The organism is Egicoccus halophilus, assembly GCF_004300825.1.
Classification (GTDB): Bacteria; Actinomycetota; Nitriliruptoria; order Nitriliruptorales; family Nitriliruptoraceae; genus Egicoccus; species Egicoccus halophilus.
In genome coordinates, this window is sequence record NZ_CP036250.1 from 1,502,663 (window position 1) to 1,529,128 (window position 26,466).

At 73.3% G+C, this 26,466-nt stretch carries 21 protein-coding genes; 12 read left to right on the forward strand and 9 right to left on the reverse strand.

Features of this window, described 5'->3' with window-relative positions; genetic code table 11:
- Positions 1 to 412: 412 nt before the first annotated feature.
- From ELR47_RS06745 to ELR47_RS06770, 6 genes are all read left to right on the forward strand, one after another.
- A complete protein-coding gene (locus ELR47_RS06745) occupies positions 413 to 2,050 on the forward strand; it encodes an L-lactate permease (protein WP_130649194.1) in 1,638 nt (545 codons plus the stop codon).
- 219 nt (positions 2,051 to 2,269) lie between these two features.
- Positions 2,270 to 2,932 (forward strand): hypothetical protein, encoded by a 663-nt coding sequence (locus ELR47_RS06750; RefSeq protein WP_130649195.1) that lies wholly within the window; start codon positions 2,270 to 2,272, stop codon positions 2,930 to 2,932.
- Between the two features lies 1 nt (position 2,933).
- On the forward strand, positions 2,934 to 3,932 hold the full coding sequence (locus ELR47_RS06755) for a hypothetical protein (RefSeq protein WP_130649196.1): 999 nt from the start codon (positions 2,934 to 2,936) through the stop codon (positions 3,930 to 3,932).
- A gap of 269 nt (positions 3,933 to 4,201) precedes the next feature.
- Positions 4,202 to 5,077, forward strand: a complete 876-nt coding sequence (gene gnd / locus ELR47_RS06760) for a phosphogluconate dehydrogenase (NAD(+)-dependent, decarboxylating) (protein ID WP_229730590.1) — start codon at positions 4,202 to 4,204, stop codon at positions 5,075 to 5,077.
- A gap of 2 nt (positions 5,078 to 5,079) precedes the next feature.
- Positions 5,080 to 5,634 (forward strand): shikimate kinase, encoded by a 555-nt coding sequence (locus ELR47_RS06765; RefSeq protein ID WP_130649197.1) that lies wholly within the window; start codon positions 5,080 to 5,082, stop codon positions 5,632 to 5,634.
- On the forward strand, positions 5,631 to 6,530 hold the full coding sequence (locus ELR47_RS06770; protein WP_205745491.1) for an SMP-30/gluconolactonase/LRE family protein: 900 nt from the start codon (positions 5,631 to 5,633) through the stop codon (positions 6,528 to 6,530). Before ELR47_RS06765 ends, ELR47_RS06770 begins: the two co-directional genes overlap by 4 nt.
- A gap of 16 nt (positions 6,531 to 6,546) precedes the next feature.
- Here ELR47_RS06770 and ELR47_RS06775 read toward each other — a convergent pair whose 3' ends face one another.
- Positions 6,547 to 8,031 carry an amidase gene (locus tag ELR47_RS06775; RefSeq protein WP_130649198.1) on the reverse strand — a complete coding sequence of 495 codons (1,485 nt, stop codon included), beginning with the start codon at positions 8,029 to 8,031 and terminating at the stop codon, positions 6,547 to 6,549.
- A gap of 214 nt (positions 8,032 to 8,245) precedes the next feature.
- On the opposite strand from ELR47_RS06775, the gene ELR47_RS06780 reads away from it, so the two are divergent.
- A complete protein-coding gene (locus tag ELR47_RS06780) occupies positions 8,246 to 9,175 on the forward strand; it encodes an NADP-dependent oxidoreductase (protein WP_130649199.1) in 930 nt (309 codons plus the stop codon).
- A gap of 718 nt (positions 9,176 to 9,893) precedes the next feature.
- Here the strand turns inward: ELR47_RS06780 and ELR47_RS06785 are convergent.
- The 4 genes from ELR47_RS06785 to ELR47_RS06800 all read right to left on the reverse strand — a co-directional run bounded on the left by ELR47_RS06785 (position 9,894) and on the right by ELR47_RS06800 (position 16,034).
- Complete coding sequence (locus ELR47_RS06785; protein ID WP_130649200.1) at positions 9,894 to 12,782, reverse strand: efflux RND transporter permease subunit; 2,889 nt, start codon at positions 12,780 to 12,782, stop codon at positions 9,894 to 9,896.
- A complete protein-coding gene (locus tag ELR47_RS06790) occupies positions 12,779 to 13,420 on the reverse strand; it encodes a TetR/AcrR family transcriptional regulator (RefSeq protein WP_130649201.1) in 642 nt (213 codons plus the stop codon). Before ELR47_RS06790 ends, ELR47_RS06785 begins: the two co-directional genes overlap by 4 nt.
- Positions 13,417 to 15,396 (reverse strand): YhgE/Pip domain-containing protein, encoded by a 1,980-nt coding sequence (locus tag ELR47_RS06795; RefSeq protein WP_130649202.1) that lies wholly within the window; start codon positions 15,394 to 15,396, stop codon positions 13,417 to 13,419. The genes ELR47_RS06790 and ELR47_RS06795 overlap by 4 nt, the downstream gene beginning before the upstream one ends.
- 209 nt (positions 15,397 to 15,605) lie before the next feature.
- Complete coding sequence (locus ELR47_RS06800; protein ID WP_130649203.1) at positions 15,606 to 16,034, reverse strand: DUF3293 domain-containing protein; 429 nt, start codon at positions 16,032 to 16,034, stop codon at positions 15,606 to 15,608.
- Positions 16,035 to 16,923: 889 nt separating this feature from the next.
- On the opposite strand from ELR47_RS06800, the gene ELR47_RS06805 reads away from it, so the two are divergent.
- From ELR47_RS06805 to ELR47_RS06810, 3 genes are all read left to right on the forward strand, one after another.
- Positions 16,924 to 17,982, forward strand: coding sequence for an aldo/keto reductase (locus tag ELR47_RS06805; protein ID WP_130649204.1), 1,059 nt, complete (start codon positions 16,924 to 16,926; stop codon positions 17,980 to 17,982).
- A 6-nt stretch (positions 17,983 to 17,988) separates the two neighbouring features.
- Positions 17,989 to 18,150 carry a CorA family divalent cation transporter gene (locus ELR47_RS18230; protein WP_165403896.1) on the forward strand — a complete coding sequence of 54 codons (162 nt, stop codon included), beginning with the start codon at positions 17,989 to 17,991 and terminating at the stop codon, positions 18,148 to 18,150.
- A gap of 134 nt (positions 18,151 to 18,284) precedes the next feature.
- Positions 18,285 to 18,947: a phosphoribosyltransferase gene (locus tag ELR47_RS06810; RefSeq protein WP_130649205.1), complete on the forward strand. Its 663-nt coding sequence runs from the start codon at positions 18,285 to 18,287 to the stop codon at positions 18,945 to 18,947.
- Here ELR47_RS06810 and ELR47_RS06815 read toward each other — a convergent pair.
- Positions 18,908 to 19,387 carry an SRPBCC family protein gene (locus ELR47_RS06815; RefSeq protein WP_165403897.1) on the reverse strand — a complete coding sequence of 160 codons (480 nt, stop codon included), beginning with the start codon at positions 19,385 to 19,387 and terminating at the stop codon, positions 18,908 to 18,910. The genes ELR47_RS06810 and ELR47_RS06815 overlap by 40 nt on opposite strands.
- Positions 19,388 to 19,612: 225 nt before the next feature.
- Here ELR47_RS06815 and ELR47_RS06820 point away from each other — a divergent pair, with 225 nt between their 5' ends.
- On the forward strand, positions 19,613 to 20,650 hold the full coding sequence (locus tag ELR47_RS06820) for an AAA family ATPase (RefSeq protein WP_165403898.1): 1,038 nt from the start codon (positions 19,613 to 19,615) through the stop codon (positions 20,648 to 20,650).
- Positions 20,651 to 20,721: 71 nt separating this feature from the next.
- Here the strand turns inward: ELR47_RS06820 and ELR47_RS18235 are convergent, their stop codons facing one another.
- Complete coding sequence (locus ELR47_RS18235; RefSeq protein WP_165403899.1) at positions 20,722 to 21,105, reverse strand: hypothetical protein; 384 nt, start codon at positions 21,103 to 21,105, stop codon at positions 20,722 to 20,724.
- A 297-nt stretch (positions 21,106 to 21,402) separates the two neighbouring features.
- On the opposite strand from ELR47_RS18235, the gene ELR47_RS06830 reads away from it, so the two are divergent.
- Positions 21,403 to 22,191 (forward strand): N-formylglutamate amidohydrolase, encoded by a 789-nt coding sequence (locus ELR47_RS06830; protein ID WP_130649208.1) that lies wholly within the window; start codon positions 21,403 to 21,405, stop codon positions 22,189 to 22,191.
- A gap of 27 nt (positions 22,192 to 22,218) precedes the next feature.
- Here ELR47_RS06830 and ELR47_RS06835 read toward each other — a convergent pair whose 3' ends face one another.
- Positions 22,219 to 23,673, reverse strand: coding sequence for a hypothetical protein (locus tag ELR47_RS06835; RefSeq protein ID WP_130649209.1), 1,455 nt, complete (start codon positions 23,671 to 23,673; stop codon positions 22,219 to 22,221).
- Positions 23,674 to 23,890: 217 nt separating this feature from the next.
- Positions 23,891 to 26,359 carry a S8 family peptidase gene (locus ELR47_RS06840; RefSeq protein ID WP_130649210.1) on the reverse strand — a complete coding sequence of 823 codons (2,469 nt, stop codon included), beginning with the start codon at positions 26,357 to 26,359 and terminating at the stop codon, positions 23,891 to 23,893.
- Between the last annotated feature and the right edge of the window lie 107 nt (positions 26,360 to 26,466).

The window sequence follows — 26,466 nt, forward strand, 5'->3', positions numbered from 1 at the left end:
GTTGCCGGGTGTCCGCTGGCGCTGGCCCACGGATCGCCACCTCATCCGTGGAGTCGTGGAAGCGATCGCTGCTTTCACGACTCCACGCATGGGAGATCCGACGCCTGGGACGAATGGCGCGCGACCCGACGCCCGACCCGAGGCCCGACCCGAGGCGCGACCCGAGGCGCGACCCGAGGCGCGACCCGAGGCGCCACCCGAGGCGCGACCCGACGCACGGCTCGACGAGCGGCGGATGCAGGGGCCGGGCCCGTGCCAGCTTCGGCACGGATGGTGCTGGGCCGGCGGCCGAGTGTCACGCCGGCACGGGACCATCGGCTGCTGCCGCGGCCTCCCGTCCGGTCGATCCTGTCCGTAGGCATCGAGCGCACCGGGCTGCTTGGCTCGCGTGGCCGCGACGACTGGACGCACCATGGCCGCACTCCTCGCCGGTATCCCGATCCTCGTGGTGCTGGTGTTGATGGTCGGTCGACGTTGGGCGGCATCCCGGGCCGGGCTCGTCGGTGCGGCACTCGCCCTGCTCATCGCGGTGACCGCGTTCGACTTCGGTCGCGGGACGCCGGCCGACGCGCCCGGCGCCGGCGCGTTCGTCGGCACGTTCAGCGAGGCGCTGTTCACCTCGGCGACCATCCTGTGGATCGTCATCCCCGCCCTGGCGATCCACCACCTGCAGGTCGGTACGGGCGCGACCGACACGTTGCGCCGGGCGTTGGGCGGCCTGGCCGCCGATCCGCGGCTGTTCGCCCTGCTGATCGGCTGGTTCTTCGCGCTGTTCGTCGAGGGGGCCGCCGGGTTCGGGGCCTCGGTCGCGCTGGCCGCCCCCTTCCTGGTCGGGGTCGGGTACCGGGCGCTCGACGCGGTGCTGGTCGCGATGCTGGGCCACGCCATCGGCGTGTCGTTCGGGGCGATCGGTACGCCCATCGTGCCCCAGACCGCAGCGACCGGGCTGCCGGGGCTGGAGATCGCGGGAGCGACCGCCCAACTGCACCTGCTGGCCGGATGGGTGCTGCTGGTCGTCATGATGGTGGTCGCGTCGAAGGCCGTCGGCCAGCCGGCACGGGGCGCCATCTGGGGATGGACCGCCCTGGCAGGTGCGGCGTTCCTGGTGCCGTACTGGGCCATCGCGACGTACGTCGGCCCGGAGTTGCCGACGTTGGGCGGCTCACTGATCGGCATCGCCGTCTTCGTGGCGGCACTGAAACTGGCCGGCCGCCGGCGGGTGCGCACCAACGACGCCTCGGTCGTTCCGCCGCCGGTGGCCTCGCCGGCGCCACCGATCGAACGGCCGCGGCGTGGCGATCACGAGGCCCCCGAACTGGCACCCGAGCGCCCCGGCGGTACCGCCACCGTCGAGAACGCACCGGGCGCGGGCGAACTGCTGCGTGCCGCCGCCCCCTACCTCGCGCTCATCGTGCTGGTGCTGCTCACGCGACTGGTGCCACCGATCCGGGACCCGCTGCGTGCGATCGAACTGGCGTGGAGCCTGCCGGGCGGCTTCACCGGCTCGTTCCGACCGCTGGCGCATCCGGGCACGTTGCTCGCGCTGTCGTTCGTCGGGGCCGCGCTGCTCACCAGGGCGGCGCCGGTCGCCGTTCGTGGGGCCCTGCGAACCACGTTCGCGCAGCTCGGTGGCGTCACGGTCGCGCTGGTCGCCATGTTGTCGTTGGCGCGCACCATGGTGCACGGCGGCATGACCCAGTCGTTGGCGGAGGCAGCCGCCGCCGCCGCCGGAGGCGCGTGGCCCGTGCTGGCACCGTTCGTGGGGGTGCTCGGCACGTTCGTCACCGGGTCCGCGACGGCGTCGAACGTGCTCTTCACCGACCTGCAGGCGGCCACCGCCGAGGCACTCGAACTGCCGTTGACGCCGATGGTCGCAGCACAGGGGTACGGCTCGGCGGTCGGCAACATCGTCTGTCCCCACAACATCGTGGCTGCCGGAGCCACGGTCGGCCTCACGGGGGCGGAGGGAGACGTGCTGCGACGCACCATGGCGCCGGCACTGGGCTACGCGCTCGTCGGTGGGTTCCTGCTGTTGCTGTTCTTCGTCTGACCCGTCGAGGTTTCGGCCCGTCCCGGACCGTCGGGGAGGAGGCGCGCCGAACGCGATGCGATGCGCGTGACTGTGGACGAACCCTGGCGTGACTAGTACCGCATGGGTATGGTCCAGCTGTCGTCCGGGAGGACGTGAGCGACCACGTGGGGGCACGGAATGGGGGGTTCGCCAGTGGGGACGAAGCGGAGCGGGGGCCGCGCACGGCTCGCCGGAGCGGTGGCTGCGGCGGTGGTGTTGTCCTCGTGTACCGGCGCACCGCAAGAAGTCGAGGCTGGGGCCGAGACCGAACCGCTGCCCGAAGCGCAGCATGTCGAGACCCCCGAACCCGACGCATCAGCGGAGCCCGATCCGGGCGACGAGGCGGACCCGAATCCGGACCCGGTGATCGAAGAAGGCGAGCCCCTCTACGCGCCACTGCCAGAATTGAAACCCGACCCCGACAACGACATCCACGACGAGCTCGAGCTAGAGCTCCTCACTGCGGCTGCTCGTGCGTATACGGCAGAACAAGACTCGTATACGAGCGGCCATGTTGATGAGGAAGTCTTGTCACTGACTCATGTTGGCGAGGCGTATGAAGACGTTGTAGGGACTGTTGCGCATCTTCGTGAGTCCGGTGGTCGTGAACTTTCGCCAGATTCTGAGGTGCTTCGGATGTACGTGCGAGATTTCAACGGTGGGTCTGCCGTTGTGCGCGAATGCGTTCGAACAGGACCACGGACCGGCTTGTATGAACAGTCATCCCTCGACTTAATTGAGTCCGCTGGCGTGAGGTTTATGGCACGAGAACGGCTCGTTGAGCTAGTGCGCTTAGAGGAAGATAAGCCACTTCAATACCGGGTGACTGAGATCGGTTTGGCGGAAGTGGAGAACTGCTGACGTGGTGGCGGTGCTGGTTGCGAGGGCGTCGGTCAGAGGTCTGCTGCTGCGGCGGAGGCTGGGAATGCCGGTCGGACGGGCTCTCCAAGCCTGCTTCGCGTCGGGTGTGCTGATCCTGTGTGCCTTGGCGCCCGCCTCGGCGCAAGCCGACGGTGAAGAGGAGAGCGGCAGGGCTCAGAAGGAGCCACCTTGCAAATCGATTATCTGTAGCGGCGGCAGTGCGAAAACGGATGGATCGACGGTCGATATAGTGGCCGTTGACCGTCGACCGTCGTCTCCCGGATCCTCCCCCGAACGGGGGAAAGAGACAAGTGCAGTTTCTAGCCCTTGCCAGTACAAGTCGGTTGGGTCTTGGGATCCGTATGTCGACCAGATCGACACGTCCTACTTCCCGGCGGATGCGCGTTGGTACATCGTCAACTGCGATGGAGATGACCTGTACCGGTGGTACGTGCCGGGTGACGAGACCGACGACGTCGGCCCGCAGGCATTGCTGCGTGAGGTGATCCAGACGGCGTTCGGGTCGGTGGAGGCCGGGACGGGGGAGCTCCGGTTGGCGCCGGCGCAACCGGCGCCGCACGTGACCGGCCTTCCCTCGTGGCTGGCCATCGAACCGCAGGCGTGGGAACCACGGTCGGCGACCGTCACCGCCGGGTCGATCTCGGTGACGGCCACGTTGGCGCCCTTGCGGGTCGACTGGTCCCTGGGCGACGGCGGTGCCGTGACGTGTGACGGACCCGGATCCATCTACGACACGTCCGTCGCCTTCGCGTCGCAGTCGACGGACTGTTCCTACACGTTCGCGGTGGCGTCCACGCTCGAGGGCCCGGCCGGCACCTACGCGGTGTCCGCGAACATCGTCTACGGAGCGTCGTACGTCGTCTCCTCGCCGCTGGAGGAACTCAACGGCTCGTTCGAGCTGGGAGAGCTGCCGGGCCCGGCAACCACCGAACAGGTGTCGGTGCAGCAGATCCAGGCGGTGCGCACGTCCAGCGACTGACCGCCCCCGCTCACCCAGCCCGCCAGGTCCGGGACTCGCCAGACCACCAGTCCAGCGGGCCCCGACGTCCCCTCGAGCAGACGGCTGACGGGGTGGGCTTCCGGCTGCCAGTGCCCGGCGCGACGAGTAGCGTCTGGACCTCACCACGCGTCGCGGACGCGGCGTACAGAACGGCGACGGCCCGTGGGACGCCCCCATCCGGCAGGTCGCTGCCCGCCCCAACGTGACGACGCGAACGGTCCAGGCAGCACCCGAGAGGAAGAGGCGACGTGACGACGCTCGGCATGGTCGGACTGGGACGTATGGGCGGCAACATGACCCGCCGACTGCGCGACCGCGGCATCGAGGTGGTCGCCTACGACCGCGATCCCGGACTGGCCGAGGTCGCCGACCTCGCCGCGCTCGTCGACGCGCTGCCGTCACCGCGCCTGGTCTGGCTCATGCTGCCTGCCGGCGCCCCCACCGACGACACCATCGACCAGCTCGTCGACCACCTCGACGACGGCGACACCATCGTCGACGGCGGCAACGCCAACTGGCGCACCACCGTCGCCCGGGCCGAGCGGCTGCGCGAACACGGCCTCGAACTCGTCGACGCCGGGGTCTCCGGGGGCGTCTGGGGCTACGACGAGGGATATGCGCTCATGGTCGGCGGCACCGATGCCGCCGTCGCCCGGCTGCAACCGGTGTTCGACGCGCTGCGTCCCGAGGAGGGCGGGTTCTCGCACGCCGGCCCCGTCGGTGCCGGTCACTACGCCAAGATGATCCACAACGGCATCGAGTACGGCATGATGCAGGCCTTCGCGGAGGGCATCGAACTGCTCGAGGCGGGCGGACCCGGTGATGTCGACGTCACCGAAGTCGTCCGTGGGTGGCAGCACGGCAGCGTGGTCCGTTCCTGGTTGCTCGACCTGCTGGTGCGGGCGCTGGAGGACGAGGAGAGCTTCGCGGCCATCCGCGGCTGGGCCGAGGACTCCGGCGAGGGCCGCTGGACCGTCGAGGAGGCAATCGCCACCGCGACGCCAGCACCGGTGATCACGGCCGCGCTCTACGCCCGTTTCGCCTCGCGTCAGGACGACCCGCTGGCGATGCGGGTCATCGCGGCCCTGCGTCAGCAGTTCGGCGGTCACGCCGTGCGGAGCTGACCGTGTCTGGCTCCGACGAGCGCGAACGCTCGGACCGGCACGTCGTCCTGGTGGGGATGATGGGCGCCGGCAAGACCACCACCGGGGTGGCGCTCGCGGCACGCCTCGACCGACCGCTGCGTGACGGCGACGTCGACCTCGAGGCACGTACCGGCCATACCGGCGCCGAGATCGCCGCCGCCGACGGCATCGACCACCTCCACCACCTCGAGGAGGAGGTGCTCCTCGACGCGCTCGCGGACGAACGCCCCGCGGTCGTCGCCGCGGCGGGCTGGGTCGTGGAGGCGCCGCGATGTCGCGAGGCGCTGGCCGACCGCGCCACGGTGGTGTGGCTCGACGTGCCGGTCGGTGAGCTCGTCTCTCGCATGGCCACCGGTGCTCACCGGCGTCCGCTCGACCCGGACGCTGCCGACGCCTTGTTGGCCCGCCGCCAACGGTGCTTCGCCGAGGCCGCCGACCTGCGCCTCGACGCTCGTGCCCCCGTCGACGAGCTCGTCGCCTCCGTGCTCGACGCGCTCGACGAGGCCGACGACCGCTCGACCGAGGAAGCGCCGTGACCCGCATCCTGTCCGCATCACCCGCCGACGAGCTCCGTTGCCAGCTCGGCGAGGGTCCACTGTGGGACGCCGCCTCCGGTCGCCTGCTGTACGTCGACATCGAGGCCGGGCGTGTTCTCGCCCACGACCCGGACGCCGGGAGCAGCCGGATCCTGCTCGACCACGACGACTTCGTCACCGCGGTGCTGCCGCACGCCGACGGGTCGCTCCTGGTCGGTCTGCGTGACGGCCTCGGCGTCCTCGATCCGACCGCGTCCGCTCACGCGCCTCGGCTCGTGACACCACTGCAGGCCGACGACGACCGGGTTCGTTGCAACGACGCCACCGTCGCCCCCGACGGTGCCGTGCTGATCGGCACGATGGACCTCGAGGAGGAGACCGGCCACGGTCAGCTGCACCGCGTCGACGAGCACGGCGCGGTGCAGCTCGTGCGCGACGGTCTGACGGTCAGCAACGGGCTCGGGTTCTCGCCCGACGGGCACCTGCTCTACCACGCCGACACGCCGAGCGGCCGGATCGACGCCTTGACGCTGGGCGCAGGCGGCGAGGTGACCGACCGACGGACGTTCGTCGACCTCGGCGACGAGGGCGGACTGCCCGACGGCTTGACCGTGGACGCCGAGGGAGCCGTCTGGACGGCGTTGTGGAGCGCCGGCGTCGTGCGTCGCTACCTGCCCGACGGCACCCTGGACGCCTTCGTCGAGTTCCCCGTCAGCCACCCGACCAGCTGTGCGTTCGGCGGCCCGGATCTCGACGTCCTCTACGTCACCACCGGCGGACCCGAGGTCGGCGGTGAGGGCGATCACGCCGGTGCGCTGTTCCGCCTCACACCGGGGGTGCGGGGCCTGGCCGTGCCGCGCGCCGCCATCCCGCTCGACCCGGTGACCGGAAGCTGACGGACGTGCTCCGGCGTCAGTAGCCGGGTGGTGGCTGGAACCCGCCGGTGAGCGACTCGAGCAGGGCGGACACCCGCAGGGTGGTCCGGTCGGCGTAGGGGCGCCCCACGACCTGGATGCCGACCGGCAGGCCGTCGGGCGAAGGACCCATCGGAACGACCGTGGACGGCAACCGTGCCGCGCCGACCGCCGTGGTCCACACCAGCTGGTCGAGGTACGGACGCGGGTGGCCGTCGACCTCGATCACCTGCTCGGCGCGGTGGTCGAAGTCGTGTGCCCGTGTCGGGTCCGGATCGGCTGGATAGGCGACCACCGGGACGACCGGGCACAACAGCACGTCGAAGCGCAGGAAGAACTCGTCCCAGGCGCGTTGCAGACGGCGCCGGCGAGCATCGAGGTGGAGCCAGTCGCGGTGGGTCATGCTGGCCGCACGCGCCCGACGGGCGATGCGGTCGTCGTCGTCGGGCCGTTCGGTGGCTCGTCGACGCTGCTCGTCGACCTCCTCGTCCGACAGCGACGCGCTCGACGCGGCCACCCACAGGTCGAAGCCGATCCGTTCCGCGTCCGTCAGGGAGAAGCCGGGGCGGGCCTGCTCGTCGACGCGCGCGCCGATGCCCGCCAGGCCCGCCGCAGCGCGCCGGAGCCCGTCGCGGACGGCGCGGTCGACCGGGAAGGCCTCGTCGTCGTCCCACACCGCGACCCGGAGCCCGCGTGCGCCCTCGTGCGCGGGCGGTGCCGGTAGCTGCAGGCGCCAGCCGCGTCCGCGGACGTCGTCAGCGCCGGCCAGCACGTCCAGCGCCAACGTGAGGTCGGCGGTCGAGCGGGCCATCGGACCGACGCCGAGCAGGTCCTCGGTCGCCTCGACGTCGTCGACCGGCAACGACGGCAGATGGCCGCGGGCCGGGACCAGGCCGTGGGTGGGGTAGTGGCCGAACACCCCGCAGAACGCCGCTGGCTGCCGGATCGACCCGCCGAGGTCGCTGCCGAGCTCGAGCGGGGTCAGGCCGGCCGCCAGTGCCGCCGCGGCCCCACCCGACGAGCCTCCGGTACTGCGCGCAGGATCCCACGGGTTGCGGGTCGTGCCGATCAGGGCGTTGCCGGTCTGCTGACCGCTGACCTCCGGTGGGCAGGACGTCTTTCCCAGCACGACGGCACCTGCGGCACGCAGTCGCGCGACCGCGGCCGCATCGCGGGTCGGTAGGTGGTCGGCCAGTCCGGGCAACCCGGCCGTGGTGCGCAGGCCGGCCGTGGCGAACGCGTCCTTCAGCGTCATCGGCAGGCCGTGCAACGGTCCGCGGGCGAGGCCCCGCACCCGCTGGCCGTCGCACGCGGCCGCGCGGGTGCGTGCACGGTCGGCGTCCACGGTCACCAGCGCCTGCAACTCCGGATCGAGCCGTTCGATCCGCTCGAGGTGCAGGTCGACGAGTTCGCGGCTGCTGACCTCGCCGGCGACGAGCATGGCGAGCAGCTCCGTGGCGCGGGCGTGGTGCAGGTCGGTCATCGGCGCCTGTGTCGATCCGTCGGGGAAACCGCCTCCGTGCTGCCTCCGTGCTGCGGTGCACGCCGGACCGCCGGGCGCACCGTGCCCCCATGGAAGCAGTCGCCGCCGTCACCGTCGCGTGCAGCCATGGCCATGCGGGAGGGGCCGGGACGCGTCGTCGCGTGTGCGCTCGGCACGCTGCGGCCTCGCCACCGCCGAACCGGAGCAGGCATTCATGCGCGCTGTCGTCGCCGACGAGTACGGAGGACCCGACGTCCTGCAGGTCCGGGAGCTCGACGATCCCCGCGTCGGCCCGGACGACGTCCTGGTCCGGGTCCGGGCCGCCAGCATCAACCCGGTCGACTACAAGATCGTCGAGGGTCATCTCGACGCGGCCTGGCCGGTGCTGTGGCCGCTCGTGCCGGGCTGGGACGTCGCCGGCGAGGTCGTCGGCGCGGGCCCGGCCGTCCGGCACGTCGAGGTCGGCCAACAGGTGTTCGGCTATGCCCGCAAGGACGTCGTCGGCACCGGCACCTGGGCCGAGCTCGTCGCGGTGCCCGCCCGCGGTGTGGCCCCGGCACCCGCCTCCCTGGACGCCGTGGCGGCGGGCTGTCTGCCGTTGGCCGGCATGACCGCCTGGCAGGCGCTGGTCGAGGACCTCGAGGTGAGCGAGGGGGACACGCTGCTGATCCACGCGGCGACCGGTGGCGTCGGTCACCTCGCCACCCAGATCGCCGTGGCTCGCGGTGCCCGCGTGATCGGGACCTGCAGCGAGCCCAACCACGACTTCCTGCGCGAGCTCGGCGGCGAGCCGGTCACCTACGGTGACGGGCTCGCCGATCGGCTCCGCGAGCTGGCACCCGAGGGCGTGACCGCGGTGGCCGACTTCGTCGCCGACGGGGCGCTGGAGGCCAGCGACGAGGTGTTGACGAAGCCGGGCCGGGTCGTGTCCATCCTCGACCCGCAGGCGGCCGCGGAGCGCGGCGGGAGCTACGTCTTCGTCCGGCCGGACGTGGCCCACCTCACGGCGCTCGCCGAACTGGCCGACGCCGGCAGACTCACCCCGCACGTGCAGTCGGTGCACGACCTCGACGCGGTGCGTGACGCGGTCGCCGAGGCCAGCGGCGGCAGCGTCCGCGGCAAGGTCGTCCTGCGCGTCCCCTGAGCCGACCGCGGACGCGCACCGGGTCGGTCGAGCGACGGGCATCCCCGGCACCGGTGTCCGGCCCTCGCCCGTCGGTGGGGGGAGGTGGGGAAACAGCAGGCCGCCCCGGGAGAGAGGGAACCGGGGCGGCCTGGGAGCGGGGCGCTTCTCGAGCGGTGGACGGGAGTTTCCGACCGCGGTCGCGGTGGCTGGGAGAGGTCCACCGCACGTCCCTGATGTTGGTCCCATCGGCGCCGGCCGCCCCGGTGCAAGCGCTCGGTCAGGCCTGAGCGGTGGTCGCACACCACGGGCTCGTTGCTCTCACACACTGCTCCGGAACGCCCACTTCGGTGCTCGGCCGGGAAGGGAGCAGGCCGCCCCGGAGGAGAGCGCCGGGGCGGCCTGGGAGCGGGCCGCACGCCTCGCGTGACACCAGAAGGTCACCGTGCGGCCCCGGCGCCTGTCCCCGAATCGGTGAGGCGCTCGGTGGTCGACGGTACGCCGCCGTCGACCGGCCCCCCAGGGGCGTTGGGCCCGGTGCCGCACGGGACCAACGCCCCGAGGAGCCGCGCGTCAGGCGTTGGGGGTGACCACCGCACGGCCCTGCACTTCGCCGGCCATCCGCGGCATGACCGGTGGACAGGGCGCCGAGCTGGTGCTCCGTGGGCACGCGACCGAAAGGCAGGACCGGGGCGCACGCCCCTGCCCGGCTGCGAACGTCAGGCTGCTGCGACGAGCCTCAGGCCATGCCCGCCTCGGCGGGCCGCGGCGCGGGCGCCGAGTCGCGCTCCACCGGCGGTTCCCCGGGATCCGCGTGGTGGCGGCCCCACAGCACCAGCAGCGCCGGCTGCACGAACAGGCACGCCAGGACGGCGAAGACGATCATCATGGTGCTGACGGCCCCGAACTGGCTGATCGGCGTCGACTCGGACAGCATCAGCACCGCGAACGCCAGTCCCGTCGTCACGGCCGACCCGATCAGCGCGGCACCGGTGTTGCGCAGCGTGTCGGTCACGGCATCGTCGGGGGCCAGACCTTCCTCGCGGGCCTCACGGAAGCGGTTGATCAGGTGGATGCCGTAGGGCACGCCGATGCCGACCGCGATCGAGGCGACGGTGGCGGTGAGCGCGTTGAACGCGAGCCCCAGCGGGTACATCGCCCCGAGCACCAGCACCAGCGCCACGGTGGAGGGCACGATGCCGATCAGGCCCAGCATCACGCTTCGCGAGCTGAACAGGGTCGCCGTCACCAGCAGCACCGCGGCGGCGGCGAGGCTGATGAGGATCGCCCACAGCTGCGCGGCCGACAGCGACTCGATGATCTCGGCCTGCATCAGTGGATTGGAGACGACCGTGACCTCGCCACCGGCGTCCTGCATCGGCTCGGCGGCGTCGCGCAGGTCGTCGGCCAGTGCCTCGGCGCCCTCGGAACCGGCGGCGGTCGACACGATCAGGACCACGCCGTCGGCGTCCATCAGCCGGCCCAGGTCCTCGGGCTCGTAGGTGGCGACGACGTCGAGCTGGGACCGCAGCGACGGGCCGTCGACGGGACGTTCGCCTCCCGCGGGTGCCTCCCAGCCGGCGGCCTCGAGGTCTTCGAGCAGTTCGAGCTGTCGACGTTCGTCCGCGTCGAGGCGGTCCAGTGGGTAGCCGGCGTCGGCCAGCGCACCCAGGGTGAGCTCCGACGCGTCCCGCTCGGCGAGCTCGGCCAGCGTCGCGTCGTCGAGCGCGTCGGGACGCTCCGCGGCGATGTCGTCGGCCAGGGCGTCGCGGATCTGCCGGCGCAGTTCGTCCTGGTCGGAGGTCGCGATCATCGCCGCGGTCGGGGCACGGTCGGCCGGCAGGCGCGGCCGCAGAGCGTCGATCAGGTCCTGGGGGAGCTCGACCGCCGCATCGTCCTGGCCCTCGACGAGCTCGGGGTCGATGGTGTCGGGCAACTCGATGCGGGCGGCGGCAGCCTGTGGGTCGCGCCAGTCGTCGAGCTCGTCGGCGATCCGGTCGCGCGCCCCCTCGGCCTGCTCGCCGAGCTGGTCGACGAAGCGGAACGGTGACTGCACCTGGGCCCGGTTGCCGGCGGTGCGCACGTCGTCGACGTCCGCGAGTCGGTTCTCGAAGGCCGCAACCGTGGCGAGCAGCTCCGGATCGCTCGGATCACCGTCGACGAGCACGTAGGTGCGCTCGCTGACGTCACCGCCGAACTGCGCCTCGAGCCGGTCGAGCACGACGATGACCGGGTCGCCCTCGGGCAGGAAGTCGCGGTCGTCGAACTCGGTCGACAGCCCCGTGGCGGCGACCCCACCGGCGACCAGCAGCACGGCCGTGACGGCGAGGACCGGCGTGATGTGCCGGGTGGCGAGGTGGGTGGTCAGCTGCACCCAGCGGGGGTCGGTGCCAGCGACGCGCTTGGCGGCGGCCCCGGTCTCGTCGGCCTCGCCGGCGGCGTCGTGGCGACGGTCGAGCAGCACCCGGGTCGCAGGGACGAACGCCCCGAGGATGACGAATGCGGACACGATGCCGACCGCGGCGAGCACGCCGAAATCGGCGATCGGCGGCAGCGGCGTGACGATGTTGGCCAGGAACCCGGCGACCGAGGCGACGGTGGCCAGCACCAGGGCGACCCCGACCGTGCGCAGCGCGACGCGGGCGGCGTCGTCGGGGCGGTCGCCATGGGCCCGCTGTTCGCGGTAGCGCGAGGTGAGGTGTACCGAGTAGTCGATGCCCAGCCCGACGAGCAGGACCGGCACGGCGATGGAGATCTGGTTCATCGGTCCGATGAGCCCGAGGAACTCCGGGCCGAGCAGCGCGCCGAAGCCGGCCATCCACACGATGGACGCGATCAGGCCGGTGAACCCGACCACGACGTCGGACACCGACCGGAACAGCCAGGCGAGCACGCCCAGCACGAGCAGCAGCGAGGTGCCGAGCAGCACCGGCAGGTCGCGCTCGAGTGCGCCCGCGATGCCGTCCTCGATGGCGGTCATCGACAGCACCGACACGCGCAGGTCGGCGGTGTCGGTCTCCGCGGCGACCCGCTCGATGGCACGCGACGCCTCCGCGCGGACCTCGTAGGGCGCGGCGGTGTCGAGTTCCACCTGTACCAGGCCGCTGCGTGCGCGGGCGGGATCGGTCTCGAGGTCGTCGCTGAGCAGTCCCTCGATCTGGTCGCCGGCCTGCTCGGCGACGGTGTCGACGAACACCTGCAGGGTGCCGTCGTCGAAGTCGTCGAGGTCGGACGCGCCGTTCTCGAGGCCGGCGAGGAACGGCAGGCCCCAGGTGATGACGGCCGGTTCGTCGGAGCGGGACGGGGCGAACGCCGCGGCCACGGTCGTGTCACCGGCGAGGGCGTCCTCGAGTCGCTGGGCGACCTGGAGGCCGGTGCGGTCCAGCACGTTGCCCTGCGGACCGTCGTCGACCAGCAGCTGGACGCTGGCGACCGTGCCGAAGCGTTCCTCGATCGCGTCGAGGGTGGCCGCGGCGCCGCCCTCCGGCGCGAACGAGTCCATGCCGGTGTCGACCTCGAGGGTCGCGGCAGCGGCCCCGAGGCCGACCGTGGCGGCGAGCAGGCCGAGCAGGGTGAGGGCCGGGACGCGGATCGCGATCCGCGCCAGCAGGTCCAGGACACGACTCACGAGACGGTTTCCTCCGTGAGCACGGGGGACCGCAGTACCCCGGCCAACAACAGTTCCATGGTCCGCGCGTCCATCTCGACACCGAGGTGGCGCAGCAGCTGTGCGCCGGTGATGGCGGCGAGGATGGCCCGCGTCAGGCGCAGCCGGTCGTGCGCCGCCGGCGTGGCGAGCGTCTCGTCGGCCTCGTCGAGCACGTCGTCGACGAAGCCCAGGGTCGAGTCCGTCAGCCGGGCGAGCAGCTGCTGGGCGTCGGTGTGCTCGTCGCGCAACCGCGCGAGCTCGACCAGCAGCAGCACCTCGGTGTGCGGGGGCTGATCGGTGAGCCACCGGGCGGCCTCACCGATGCGGTCCTCGTCGGAGGCGGCGAGGATGTCGGGCAGCACGCGGGCGAAGTCGCCCATGCGGACCGCCGACAGCTCCAGCAACAGCTCCGCCTTGTCGGAGAAGTTGGAGTAGAACGCGCCCCGTGAGTAGCCGGCACGCTCGGTGATCAGGTCGATCGAGGCACCCTCGAAGCCGTGCGAGGCGAAGACCTCGGCGGCGGCCTCGATCAGGCGCGCGCGGGTCTCGGCCTGCTGCTCGGCACGGGTGCGGCGGCGACGGCCCGCGCCGTGGCCGTCGGTGGTGTCGGCGCTCATGCCCGGCTCCTGCGCTGCCAGAACCAGGCGCCACCGGCACCGGCGGCCACCACGGCGGCCAGCAGCCCCCACCACCACGGTGATCCGGGACGCTCGCCCGCATGGGCCAGGGCGTAGGAGACGGCGTCGGCGTCGTCGCCGGTCAGGGCATCGGCCCGCAGGCGTCCCTCGACCAGCAGGGCGTTGGTCGCGGCGCTGCGCTGACCGGCGCGGTCGGCGGTGGCGACGATCTCGTCCACGGCCTCGGGCAGCTCCGCGGCACCGTCGGCGAACTCGCCCAGCCCGTCGGCGAACTCGCCCAGTCCGTCGGCGAACTCGCCGGCGCCGTCGGCGGCCCCGACCGCGCCGTCGGCGAGCTGCCCCGAGCCGTCGTTGAGGGCCCCGGTGCCGGCGGCGAAGCCGGCCAGGCCGTCGGCGAGTCCGGCACTGCCGGCCGCCAGTTGTCCGGCACCACCGGCGAGCTCGTCGACCCCGGCGGCGAGTTGTCCGGCGCCACCGGCGAGCTCGTCGATCCCGTCGGCGAGTTGTCCGGCGCCGTCGGCGAGCGCGCCGGTGCCCTGGGTCGCGGCGCCGAGCCCGGCGGCGAGTTCCCGGTTGCCGGTGGCCAGCGCATCGACGCCGTCGGCCACCGCGTCGGCGCCGGCGGCCAGCTCGGTGAAGTTGGCGACCAGTCCGTCGGCGAAGGCCAGGACGCCCTCCACGGCCGCGCCGGCGTGCTCGAGGCCGTCGAGCACCTCCGGCGGGAGTTCGGCCAGCAGCTCCGGCGGGAGTTCGGCGAGGACGTCGGCTGGCAGCTGCTTCCCGACCGCCTCGCGCAGGCCGTCGCGCAGTTCGACGGCGCCGGCAGCGAGTTCACCGGTGCCCTCGGCCAGCTGACGGGCGCCGACGGCCAGTTCCCGGCCCCCGTCGGCCAGGTCGTCGGCGCCCGCGGCCGCGGTGCCCAGCTGGTCGGCCAGCTCCCGGGTGCCGGCGGCGACCGCCTGTGCTCCCTGCGCGAGCTGCGGCAGTCCGGCGGCCAGCTGCGCGGTGCCGTCGGCCAGCTCGGCACTGCCGGCGGCGAGCTGGGCATTGCCGGCGGCCAGTTCCGCGCCGCCGCCGGCCAGTTCCTGCGAGCCGTCGGCGAGCTCGTCCAGGCCAGCGTCGAGCTGTCCGACCCCGTCGGCGAGCTCGTCCAGCCCGCCGGCCAGTTCGTCGGCCCCCTCGGCGAGGGCGTCGCCGCCCTCGGCCAGGCCGTCGGCGCCCTCGACCAGGGCCTCGGCGCCGTCGCCGGTGAGGCTGGACAGGGCGGCCAGCACGGCGGCGCTGTCGCGATCGAGCAACTCCTCGCTGAGGTCGACCTCGGCGTCGTCGGACAGGGGCGTGGCCTCCACGCGCACGTCAGGGGTACCGGCGCCCGGCACCGCCCCGACCTGGAGGGCCAGCTCGGTGCCCGTCAACGGCGGGAACAGCAGGTCGGTGGTGCTGACCTCGATCTCCTGCTCGGTGACCCGCACGGCCACCCCGTTGGCCGACGGGGCGGTGACCTCCCACGAACCCGGGTAGCGCAGCGTGACCGTCACCAGCTGCGGCACCCCCAGGCGCACCGAGCGCTCCTCGAGACCCTGCGGGCCGTCGACGGGAACGGTGGCTCGCCGGGCGGTCGTGTCGCGCACGGCGACGAGCGTGGTGACCGGTTCGGTCTGCTGCTCGAGCTGGTTGGCCTCCAACGACGTGCCGTCGGCGGCCTGGTGCAGGACGCTGGCCGCGACCGACAGGTTCGGCTCGTCGGTGCCGTCGAGGTCGCAGGCGACGCCGTCGACGACGAGCTGGCGACTGGTCTCGAGCACCTCGCCGTCGTCGGCGAGGCGAGCGGTGACCAGGGCGGCCGCGGGACGGTCGCCAACGTCCTCGCAGGCGAAGGCGGGGAGCGCACGCGCGCCGACCGCCACCCCGGTCACCCCGGCGAGGGCGAGGGCACCGATGGTGGTGGCGGCCACGGACGTGCGCGTGGGGCGACGGCGTGATGCGCGGCGTGCGTGGGCACGGCCGCGCGGCATCTCGGCAGGAGGCATGCGCAAGGAACCTGGAGGAGAGAGGAGGCAGCCGGCGAGTCGGCTTGGGATACGTCACTGTATCCCAGTTCGTCGGCGCCTTCGGTGCGGCGTCGAGCGTCGGCCGTCGAGGCGACCACCTGCCGCACGTCGCCTCAGCGCTGTCGCCACCCCTGGCGGTCGACACGGCCCCGCTGGGCGCCGGTCCACACCACGGCCCGCTCGTGCGGGGTCCATCGGTAGACCGCGTGCTGCCCGAACCGGTCGGCGAGGTCGAGGACCACCGCCTCGTCGACGTCCACGAGCGCGTAGGACGGCTCGCGCCAGGTCCCGTCGGGGGAGCGACCGAGCGCAGGATGGTGGTCGAGGCCGGCGGCGAGGAGGTCGCCGGCCAGGCGCCGGTTGCGAGCGGCGTTCTCGGCCGCCGGCAGGACCCGTGAGCGGGGGTTGTGTGCCGTCATCACGTGCAGGTGCGCGCAGCCGTCCGGGAACGAGCCCTCGACGGTGTCTGCCGGCGCCGGCTCGACCACGAGTCGACGACGGTCGAGGTCCACCTCGACGATTGCCGCGAGATAGGCGTCCACCAGTTCCTCTGGACCGTCCAGTGTCGTGTCTCCGATGCCGCGGGCGGTTTCCGTCCGGTACCCGGCGAGCCAGGGTGCCACGCCCCGTGGGAACCTCGCCGACGGTGACGACCGGTGGTCGGCTCCGACGTCGGCAGCGGCCACGAACGGCGCAGCAGCACCTGCGTCGGTCACCAGGGCGCGCCGGACACCAGGGCGCGCCGGTCGGCGGGACGACCAGGGGACCGAAACGTCGGGTGCCGGGCGCGTCGGCGAGACGGGCGGTCAGGGCCGCGGCGAGGGCATCGCACTCGTCCTGGTTGCCGGGCCGCTCGCCCCGCACCACCCCGGCGTCGTACAGCGCGGTGACGCCGGCGGCGGTCCAGGCTGCCCGGCTGCGCCCGTCCCGGGGGCCCAGCCAGCACGTCCACGACGCGGTCGGGAACACCTCCACCGATTCGATCCCGTCCCGACGCAGTGCTTCCCACAGTTCCAGGCCGTGCTCGATCCAGGCGTAGTAGCCGTCGGTGCGGGCGGCCGCGGTGGCGGCGTCGGGCGTGAAGCGGATCGCGCACACCCCGGCCCGGGCGAAGGCGACCTCGTCGGGCCGGGCGGCTGCGCCACCCGGCGCCCACGCCGGCGGCGCGTCGACGCCGACCCGCGCGGGGCGCGCCCGGCGATCCAGGACCCGGCGTCGGTCACCGCCGCGGTACCCGACGCCCCCGCCAGCCACACGACCCCCTCGGCGTCCACGGCCGCGAGGTGGAAACCCTTGCGCCTCGCGCCGACGTCGACGCCCACCCACTGGTCCACGCGGCGCTTCCGAGGTCTGCGGGCGGTTTTCGGTGGTGCGCGCGAACGGTAGCGTCGCGGTCTCGCTCCCGATCCCGCCCCCGCGACAGGAGTTCCCGTGGAGTACCGCACGCTCGGCCGCAGCGGCTGCGTCGTCTCGCACCTCGCCCTGGGCACCATGACCTTCGGGCAGGAGACCGACGAGACCGGTGCCCACGAACAGCTCGACCGTTACGCGGACGCCGGCGGGAACCTGATCGACACCGCCGACGTCTACAGCGGCACGGTGTCGGAGGAGATCATCGGGCGCTGGCTCGCCGACCGACCCGCCCGCGTGCGCGACGCGATGGTCATCGCCTCCAAGGGCCGGTTCCCGACCGGTGAGGACGTCAACGACCTCGGTCTGTCGGCACGTCACCTCGGTCGAGCACTCGATGCCTCGCTGCACCGGCTGGGCGTGGACACCATCGACCTCTACCAGGTCCACAGCTTCGATCCGTTGACGCCGATCGAGGAGACCTTCCGCTTCCTCGACGACGCGGTGCGCGCCGGCAAGATCCGCTACGTCGGGCTGTCGAACTACACCGGCTGGCAGCTGCAGAAGGTCGTCGACCGCTGCGAGTTCCGCGGCTGGTCCGTCCCGGTCACCCTGCAGCCGCAGTACAACCTGCTGGTCCGCGAGATCGAGTGGGAGATCGTGCCCGCCTGCGAGGACAACGGCCTCGGACTGCTGCCGTGGTCGCCGCTGGGCGGTGGATGGCTGACCGGCAAGTACTCCCGTGACGAGACGCCGTCGGGTGTCACCCGCCTCGGGGAGGACCCCGAACGCGGCATGGAGGCCTACAGCCGTCGCTCGGCGCTCGATCGCACGTGGGACACCATCGACGTGGTCCGGGCCATTGCCGAGGACCGCGGGGTGAGCATGGCGCAGGTGGCGCTGGCCTGGGTCGCCCAGCGCCCGATGGTCACCTCCGTCATCCTCGGTGCCCGCACCACCGAGCAGCTCGACGACAACCTCGCGGCGGCCGGGCTGCGGCTCGACGACGACGAGATGGCGCGGCTCGACGGGGTCAGCGCACCGCCGGTCGCCGACTACCCCTACGGCGCTCCCGGCGTCGCCCAGCGCAGCCGCGCACTGCCCGCCTCCGCCGGGTCGGACGGCGACGGGCAGGACTGACCTCCGGTGGGACTCGCCGTGGCCCGCTTCGTCGACGGCGTCTCCGGCAGGAACTTCGCGCACATGCCCGAACTCACCTGGAGGTACGGCGATCACGCCGTGCTGGTGGCCATGGCGACGATCTGCCTGGCCCTGTACCGCCTGTTCAAGCGCAGCGGCTGGCTGTAGCGCCGTGTCGAGGCCCCGTGGCCGCGCTCCGGGCAGCCGGCTTGCGTCGTGGCGCACCGTCGCGCACGGTGGGGACCCGCCCGGCGGCGAGCCGGCGGGCGCCGGAGGACCAGCTCGCGAACGGGAGCAGAATCGTGCACTTCGCCGACCGGACCGACGCCGGCCACCGGCTGGCCGACCTCCTGCGCGCCCGGGAGCTCGACGACCCGGTCGTGCTGGCACTGCCGCGCGGCGGGGTGCCAATCGCTGCACCCGTCGCGGCCGCGCTCGACGCGCCGCTCGACGTCGTCGTCGTACGCAAGCTCGGTGCTCCCTCGCAGCCGGAGCTCGCCATCGGCGCCATCGCCGAACCGGACGTGCGTGTCCTGGACGCCACCATGGTCGAACGGCTGCGCCTCGACGAGGGCGCGCTCGCCGCGGTCGAGGCGACCGAGCGGCGGGAGCTCGAGCGGCGCGTCCACCGCTATCGACAGGGACGGCCGCTGCCACCGTTGACCGGTCGGAGCGTGGTGGTGGTCGACGACGGGCTCGCGACCGGCGCGACCGCCGTCGCCGCCTGCCGAGCGGTGCGCGCCGGTCGACCGGCACGGCTCGTCCTGGCCGTCCCGGTCGGCGCGGCCTCCGGTGTCCGTGCGCTGGCCGAGGAGGTCGACGAGGTGGTGTGTCCGGTCGTGCCCGACGCCTTCCGTGCGGTGGGGCAGTGGTACACCGACTTCGCCCAGACCAGCGACGAGGAAGTGCTCGCCCTGTTGGCGGCTCACCAGGCCGAGACGTCCGACACCGACGCGCCCAGGTAGTCCGCCAGCGCGCAGGCGCCGGCCGACATCGCCCGGTCGTGGCTCCAGCGCAGCACCGGTCGGCCGATCGGCGCCAGCAGGTTCATCCACGCGGGCGTGGTGCGGACCTGCCACCGGAAGCGGATGGCGGTCTGCTCGCCGTCGTCCCACATGCGCCACAGGCCGTGCCCCTCGAGGTCACCGCGCGCCTCCCACTCCAGCAGGCAGGGCCACTCGGCCCGCACGGTGGTCATCTGCCAGGTGAGCGTGTAGGGCAGGGCGGCGCGAACGGTGCCGCGGTGCACGGCACCGACACCGTCCACGTCACCGGCGACGAGCTGTTCGACGTCGGACACCCGGTCCCAGCCGGCCAGGAAGTCGTACGGCTCGACCAGGACGGCGAAGACCCGCTCGGAGGGCGCGTCGAGGGTGAAGGCGGTCTGCAGGTCGTACCAGGCCATCGACGTCCTGTTCGGTCTCGGCGGAGCTGTCGTCCTGGCGGCACACGCTGCCCACGGCGCCCCAGGGCAGCACGTCGGTGCCCCGGCTGTCTGTCGGCCGGCTCCGGTCGAAGGGGACCGCCCTGGCCGTGGTGTGCCCGTCCGGCCGGGCCACCCGGGCACCAGCAACCGCGGGTGCTGGCCGATCCTGGCCGGACCGTCGACGACGAGCGCCTCGGAGGTCCCGTGTCTTCTGCTCGACCCGTGCTCGAGGTCCCCGATCCAGGACTGGTGGTCCTGGCCGGCCCGGCCGGCTGCGGCAAGTCGAGCTTCGCCGCCCGCCACTTCGCCGCCGCCGACGTCGTCTCGTCCGATCACGCCCGCGAGCTCGTCTCCGGTGACGCCGACGACCAGGGAGCGACGGCCGACGCGTTCGGTCTGCTCCGGTTCCTGCTCGACAAGCGGGCGCGCCGACGCCGCTTCACCGTGGTCGACGCGACCAACACGACCCGACGGGAGCGGGCCCGTCTGCTCGGCACGGCGCGGCGGCACGACCTGCCGGCCGCGCTCATCGCCCTCGACCTGCCACTGGAGATCTGCCGGCGACGTGCGGCGGCACGTCGGGAGCGCCCGGTCGCCGCCGACGTGGTCGAACGCCAGCACGCCACCTTCGCGCGGCAGGTGCCGGGGCTCACCGACGAGGCGTTCGCCGTCGTGCACGTGCTGTCGTCGGCCGACGCCGTCGATGCCGCCACCGTGGTCCGTCGAGTGCCCGTCGCGCTCCCGGCACCACCAGCGAACGTCGCGGCGGACCACCGTGCCGGCCGGCCTCCCGCCGTCGTCGTCGACCTCGACGGCACGCTGACCTCCGCGGCCTGGCGCGAGCACCACCTGGCGGGGCCGGGACGCAAGGACTGGCCGGCGTTCTTCGCCGGCATGTCCCGTGACGCGCCGGTGCGAGCGCTGGTCGACCTCGTCGGCTGGGTCGCCAATCATGCGGCGGTCGTGCTGCTCACCGGGCGCCCTGACGAGCACGAGGCCGTGATCCGGCGCTGGCTCGCGGACCACGACGTGCCCTACGACCGGTTGCTGATGCGCCGCCGAGGTGACCGTCGCCCCGACACGGTGGTGAAGCGGGAGTGCTACCGCGATCGGATCGCCCCGGTCTACGACGTCCGTCTCGCCGTCGACGACCGGCCCGGCGTGATCGCGATGTGGCGCGAGGAGGGAATCTACGTCCTCACGGCGCTCGATCCACGGCTCGATCCCGCGCCGTCACGGTAGGGAGAGCAACCGGATACACCACCGGCCGCTCCGAGGTGCGGAGCGGCCGGGATGGCGATGCGGGGAGCGACTCAGCCGTTGTCGTCGGTGAGGCCGTTGTCGTCACCGTTGTCGGTGAGGCCGTTGTCGTCGGTCAGGCCGTTGTCGTCACCGTTGTCGGTGAGACCGTCGTCACCGTTGTCGTCGGTGAGGCCGTTGTCGTCACCGTTGTCGGTGAGGCCGTCGTCACCGTTGTCGTCGGTGAGGCCGTTGTCGTCACCGTTGTCGGTGAGACCGTCGTCACCGTTGTCGGTGAGACCGTCGTCGCCGTTGTCGGTGAGACCGTCGTCGGTGGTGTCGGTCGTGGTGTCGGTCGTGGTGTCGGTGGTGTCCGTGCCGGTGTCGTCCTCACAGGCGACGGCACCGAAGGCCAGGGCACCAGCCGCGGCGATCGCAGTCAGTCGTCGGATCTGCATGAAGCGGTTCCATCCGTGTTCGAGGTCTTGGTATGGCTCCAAGCTACGGTGCCGCGGGAGGGGGCCCGGGCCGCGGGTGGGGTCGAAGGACGGGGCGGTCACGACGCCCGACCGGGGCACCTCGCGCGCCCGTACGGGGCGGCCACCGCCGTCGGGAGGGAAGGCGACTCAGGCCGAATTCAGGCACTCAGGAGCCCTTCAGCGCCGAAGGCGCCCCGGCGCGCGCGACGCCGGTCCTGACGCACGCACCCGTAGAGTGCACCGCCTCCCAGGCGGCCGACGCGACAGGTGAGCGGCATGAACGGTTTCGCGGTCCTGCGCCCGGACGTGGCAGTCACGCCGGTGGTCGTCCACGTCCCGCACGCCGGCACCGAGCTCCCGGCCGACGTCCGCGACGAGCTGCTGCTCGACGACGCCGCCCTCGTCGAGGAAGTGCGCCGCATGACCGATCACCGCACCGACGTCCTGGCGGCCGGGACGGCCTCGGTCGGCGCCACCCGGTTCGTCAACCGCTGCTCCCGACTGGTCGTCGATCCCGAACGCTTCCTCGATCCGGATCTCGAGGAGATGGAGGCGGTGGGCATGGGCGCCGTCTACACCGCCACCAGCGATCTCCGGCCGCTGCGGTGGCCCGACGCCGCGCGCCGCGAATTGCTGCTCGACCGCTGGTTCCGTCCGTACCACGTGGCGCTGACCGCGCTCGTCGACGCGACGTTGGCCGCCTTCGGGCGCTGCGTGATCGTCGACGTGCACTCGTACCCTTCCGTGGCGTTGCCCTACGAGCGGCACGGGGAGGCCGCCCGACCGCCGCTGTGCGTGGGGACGACACCGGACCACACACCACCCGACGTCCGTGGCACGGTCGAGGACCTGGCGGCGGCGGCCGGGCTCGCGACCACCGCCGACGAGCCCTTCGCGGGCACGTTCGTTCCCACGGCGCACCTGGGCGACCCCCGGATCGTGTCGGTGATGCTCGAGATTCGCCGCGACACCTACCTCGACGAGGCGACCTCCCGGCCGCACGCCGGCGAGGAGGTCGTCGCCGGCCTGGTCACCGACGTCGCCGCCGCCCTCGCCGTCCGGTGAGCGTGGTGTCGTCCGTCGTGCCGGACGTCAGCCGGCCGTGTCGAACAGGGTGCGACGGTCGAGGCGGAGCAGACCGGGCGAGCCGTGCAGCAGCAGGGGGTCGGTGGCGGCGACCTCGACGGTTCCGGGCAGCTCGACCGACCCGGCCGTCCCCAGGACCCGGGTCACGCCCGCATGCCGGACCAGCGTCACGCCGTCGTGCCAGGCGACCTGCGCGCCGGTGGGGAGCTCCCGCCGATCCACCGCGACCACCTCGAGCGGGTCGACGGACAGCCGTACGAGGACGCGCCCGCCGCCGAGGACGACGTCGACCACGTCCGAGGGGGCGTCGGGGACCTGCAGGACGTGATCCTCGACCCGCGAGCGCGCATCGAGGTCGTCGCCGGCGACGAGCAGCTCGCTGGCGCCACCACCGTCGCGGTCCGCCGCCACCACGGCCAGGTCGCCGCCGGCGGTCACCTCGGCGAACACCACCCGGTCCTGCACCGCGACCGCGGCGCCCGGGGTACGGCGGGGTGCCGGCGGGAGCCGCACCGGTTCGCTGCCGGCGCGTGGGTCGACCAACGTGCGACCCTCGTCGGTGCGCACCAGCAGCCAGTCGTCGAGTGGCTCCGGCCGGTCGTGGCCCTCGACGCCGGTCGTGGCGAGCTGCGCACCGGTGGCACGATCCACGGAAGTCACCGCACCGTCGTCGTCGATCGCGTGCACGACCGTCGCACCCACCGTGGCCCACACGGACCGGCCCGCCGACTCCCAGCGCACGGCACCGTCGGACGCCCCCCGAAGACGCAGCCGCTGCCGGTCCCCGTCGAGGGTCAGCAGCGTGTCCTCGTCGAGCAACGCGACACCGTCGAGGCCTTCCTCGGCGTGCTGCAAGGTCGCGTCCGCGGACACGAACAGCAACACGTCCGGGCCGGCCGCCTGCCATCCACCGCCGGTGACCTGCAACACCCCTTCGCTCCAACGCAGGTCGTGGAGTCGCTCGAAGGGCAGCACCAGCTCGCCGCGGGGACGACCGTCGAGCGGGTCGTGGACCCGCAGCACCCTGTCGTCGACCACGGCGACGCCGTCCCGGTCCACGGCTGCCTGCACGGCGTAGTGCCAGGGGAATGCCGCCGTGGCGTCGCCACCCGGCCGTCGCCAACGGACCGCTCCGGTGTCGAGGTCGATGCCGAGCAGTCCGCTCCTGCCGGCGTGCACGGCCAGGTCGTCGCCGACCCAGACGTTGCGGTGGTCGACCTCGTCGGCCACCCACACGGGACAGCCGCCCGGGAAGCACGGGGTCGGCGCCCGGTCGCCGTCCCCGGTCGTACCGTCCGACCCGTTCCCGCCGCCAGCGTCGTCGTCGGTCGTGGGTCCCGGGCGGGCATCGGCGGGCAGCTCCACATCGAGGTCCCGTGCGGACCCGGGCGGCGTGAGGTCCGGGGCCGGGAGCCGGGCCAGCGTGGCCAGGCCTGCCGCGACCACTGCGACGGCGAGCACGGCCAGCACCGCAGGGCCTGCGGGCCGGGGCCGGCGGGCCTGCCTCCGGTCGCCCCGGTCGGCGCTGGCCACGGCCGGCAGGGGGGTACCGCAGTGCCCGCACCAGCGGCTGCGGCGCGGCCAGCTCGCCGCACACTGCGCACAGGTCTGCGCTGCCACGGCAAGGCCCCCGGGCGGTCGACGTCGGAACGCGACCGTACCCGGGGGCGTGCGCGACTCAACGGGGCCGGGTGTGACCGTGGTCGACGAGGTAGGCCACGGTGCGGGCGAGGAACGATCCCATCTGGCCGCGGGTCACCTGGCCGGCGGGGAGGTACTGGCCGGTGTTGCTGCCGCCGGTGAGCCCGGCCGCCGCCGCCTTGTCGACGTTGGACTGGTGGGCGCCCGTCACGTCGGAGAAGTACCCGGCCTCGGCCACCGTCAGCGTCCGGTCCGTGCGGTACTCCAGCGCCTTGACCAGGAACGTCGCCATCTGTGCCCGCGTGACGGAGGCATTCGGGCGGTAGCTGTCGTCGGCGTAGCCGGAGACGATCCCGGCCGAGGCGAGCTTGCGGATCGACGCCTCGTGGGCGTGCCCGGCGATGTCCGTGAGCGGCAACGGCCGTGTGGGCAGCGTGCCGCCGCTCTGCTCGATGGTGTTGACGACGAACGTCGCCATCTGTCCGCGGGTGACCGCGGCACCCGGGCGGTAGTCACCGTCCCGGTAGCCGCCGGCGATGCCGTAATGGGCGACGCAGTCGACCCCACGGGCGTGCGTGGAGGTCGGGGCGACGTCGGGGAACCGACCGGCGGCCGCGTTGCGGCAGGTCGCCGTGATGTCGCGCACGCTGGCCACCGGGCGGGCACGGGTGGTGGTGAGCAACTTCTCGACGTCGAGCAGGCCGAACCCGTACTCGGGGTCGCGCCCGCGGGCGCCGCGATCCGACGCGGTGGCGCCGAGGTTCGTGCGCAGGTCCGCGACGCGGTGGTTGCTGGCCTGCAGGTACAGCGCGGCGGCACCGGACACGACCGGCGCCGCGAACGACGTGCCGTTCTCGACCCCGTAGTCACCGCGTTCGCCGAGCCCGAGGATGCCGCTCGCCTCGGTCGTGCCGTTGCCGCCCGGCGCCACCAGATCGAGCCACGAGGCACGGTTGGAGTAGGGCGTGCGCACGCCCGACGCGTCGGTCGCACCGACGGCGATCGTGGACGCGTGCTCGGCCGGGTAGGCGGGGCGGTCGACCAACCCGTCGTTGCCCGCCGCAGCGATCACGACGGTGGCGGCCTGCTGCGCCCGGACCAGCGCCTCGGCGATCGGGGGCGGGGTGCGGCCGAGCCCACCGAGCGACAGGTTGAGCACGTGCACGCCGTCGCGGACGGCGGCGTCGATCCCGGCGGCGACCGCGGTCGGGCTCGCGCAGCCGGCGAAGTCGAACACCTGATACGGACGGATGCGGGCACCCGGCGCGATGCCGGTCACCCGCGCGGTCGGCGAGGCGGCGGCGACCCCGGCCACGAACGTGCCGTGCCCACCGCGGTCGGAGTTGGCGTTCGCGGCGAGGGGACGGCCGGCCACCAGGTCGCGGCCGACGTCGACCCGGCCACCGAACTCGGGGCGTGAGCCGTCGACACCGTCGTCGATGACGCCGATCGTGACCCCGGCACCGGTGACGGCGCCGGTGGGCGAGGGGGCACGCACCTGCGCGCGCCACCAGGCACCGGCGTCGGCGGCCGTGACGGTGCCCGCGTCCGCGCCGGCGTCGAACGCCGCCTGTTCGAGCAGCTCGGTCGCCTCGACGTCGGCGACCCCGGGCAACGTCCGCAGCGCCGCGTCGGTCCCGTCGACGTCGAGGACCACGTCGAAGCGGCCCGACGCCTCGTGCACCGAGGTGGGGACGAGGCCGGCGGCCTCCGCGGCGGCCAGCGCCAACGGCAGCGCGCCGGGTTCGGCGACGACGGTCCGGGTCGCGAAGTCGACGAACTGGCAGGATTCCACGGGCCAGAGGCCGACGCGTTCGCCCTCCTCCGGCATCCAGTCGAGTTCGACCGTGGCGTCGTCGAAGGCGACGACCTCGAACGCGATCGCGCTCGGCGATCCCAGGCGCGCTCCCGGGAACGCGAATTCGGCCCCATGGCCATCGCTGGATAGGTGGGCGTCGCCACGGAAGACCACCTGGCCGAGGTCCAGGTCCACCACGACCCCGACAAGTCGGCCCTCGAACTCGAGGACGTCGACGAAGAAGTCCCGGCCGGCCGAGGTCGTCAGGAACAGGGTCACGCCGCCGGTCAGGTCGGCGCGGGAGATCGCACGGCAGGTGGTGAAGGCGAAGCCGAGCAACCCCGGCACGGACACCCCGTAGTCACGGATCTCCGCCGTGCGCAGGTCCATCCGTGACGACGCGGAGTCACCGCAGTAGTCGTTGTACACGTGCGCCCGGCCGCGGAGGTTGGCCGCGGACGCGTCGGTCGGGTCCGGCGCCTGCGCCGTCGCGTGGCGGGTGGTCGAAGCCGACGCGCGCAGCTCGCGCAGGCGTGCGGCCGACGGGCGCTCGGGGAGCTCGATGCCGAGCTTCGGGACGTCGCCGACGCCGGAGGCGCCGTCGACGTCGGGCTGCGCCAGCACCGGCGAGGCGAAGCTCGTCACCGCGAGAGCAGCGGCGAGGAGGGCGGCGATACCACGCCGGCGGACACGAGGAGGAAGGAGCATGGCGCGGCCCCACGGGGTCGTGGCCGCACCACCGAGGTCCGGCCGTCGATCCGGAGTGTCGACGCCGCCGGCCGCCGACCTGAGCTTCTGGACGCAAGCGTGCTGTC

Coding starts and splice junctions, on each gene's coding strand:
- ELR47_RS06745 (WP_130649194.1), top strand. CDS start 413: ATGGCCGCACTCCTCGCCGGTATCCCGATCCTCGTGGTGCTGGTGTTG.
- ELR47_RS06775 (WP_130649198.1), bottom strand. CDS start 8,031: ATGACCGACCTGCACCACGCCCGCGCCACGGAGCTGCTCGCCATGCTC.
- ELR47_RS06780 (WP_130649199.1), top strand. CDS start 8,246: ATGCGCGCTGTCGTCGCCGACGAGTACGGAGGACCCGACGTCCTGCAG.
- ELR47_RS06790 (WP_130649201.1), bottom strand. CDS start 13,420: ATGAGCGCCGACACCACCGACGGCCACGGCGCGGGCCGTCGCCGCCGC.
- ELR47_RS06815 (WP_165403897.1), bottom strand. CDS start 19,387: ATGGCCTGGTACGACCTGCAGACCGCCTTCACCCTCGACGCGCCCTCC.
- ELR47_RS18235 (WP_165403899.1), bottom strand. CDS start 21,105: ATGCAGATCCGACGACTGACTGCGATCGCCGCGGCTGGTGCCCTGGCC.
- ELR47_RS06830 (WP_130649208.1), top strand. CDS start 21,403: ATGAACGGTTTCGCGGTCCTGCGCCCGGACGTGGCAGTCACGCCGGTG.
- ELR47_RS06840 (WP_130649210.1), bottom strand. CDS start 26,359: ATGCTCCTTCCTCCTCGTGTCCGCCGGCGTGGTATCGCCGCCCTCCTC.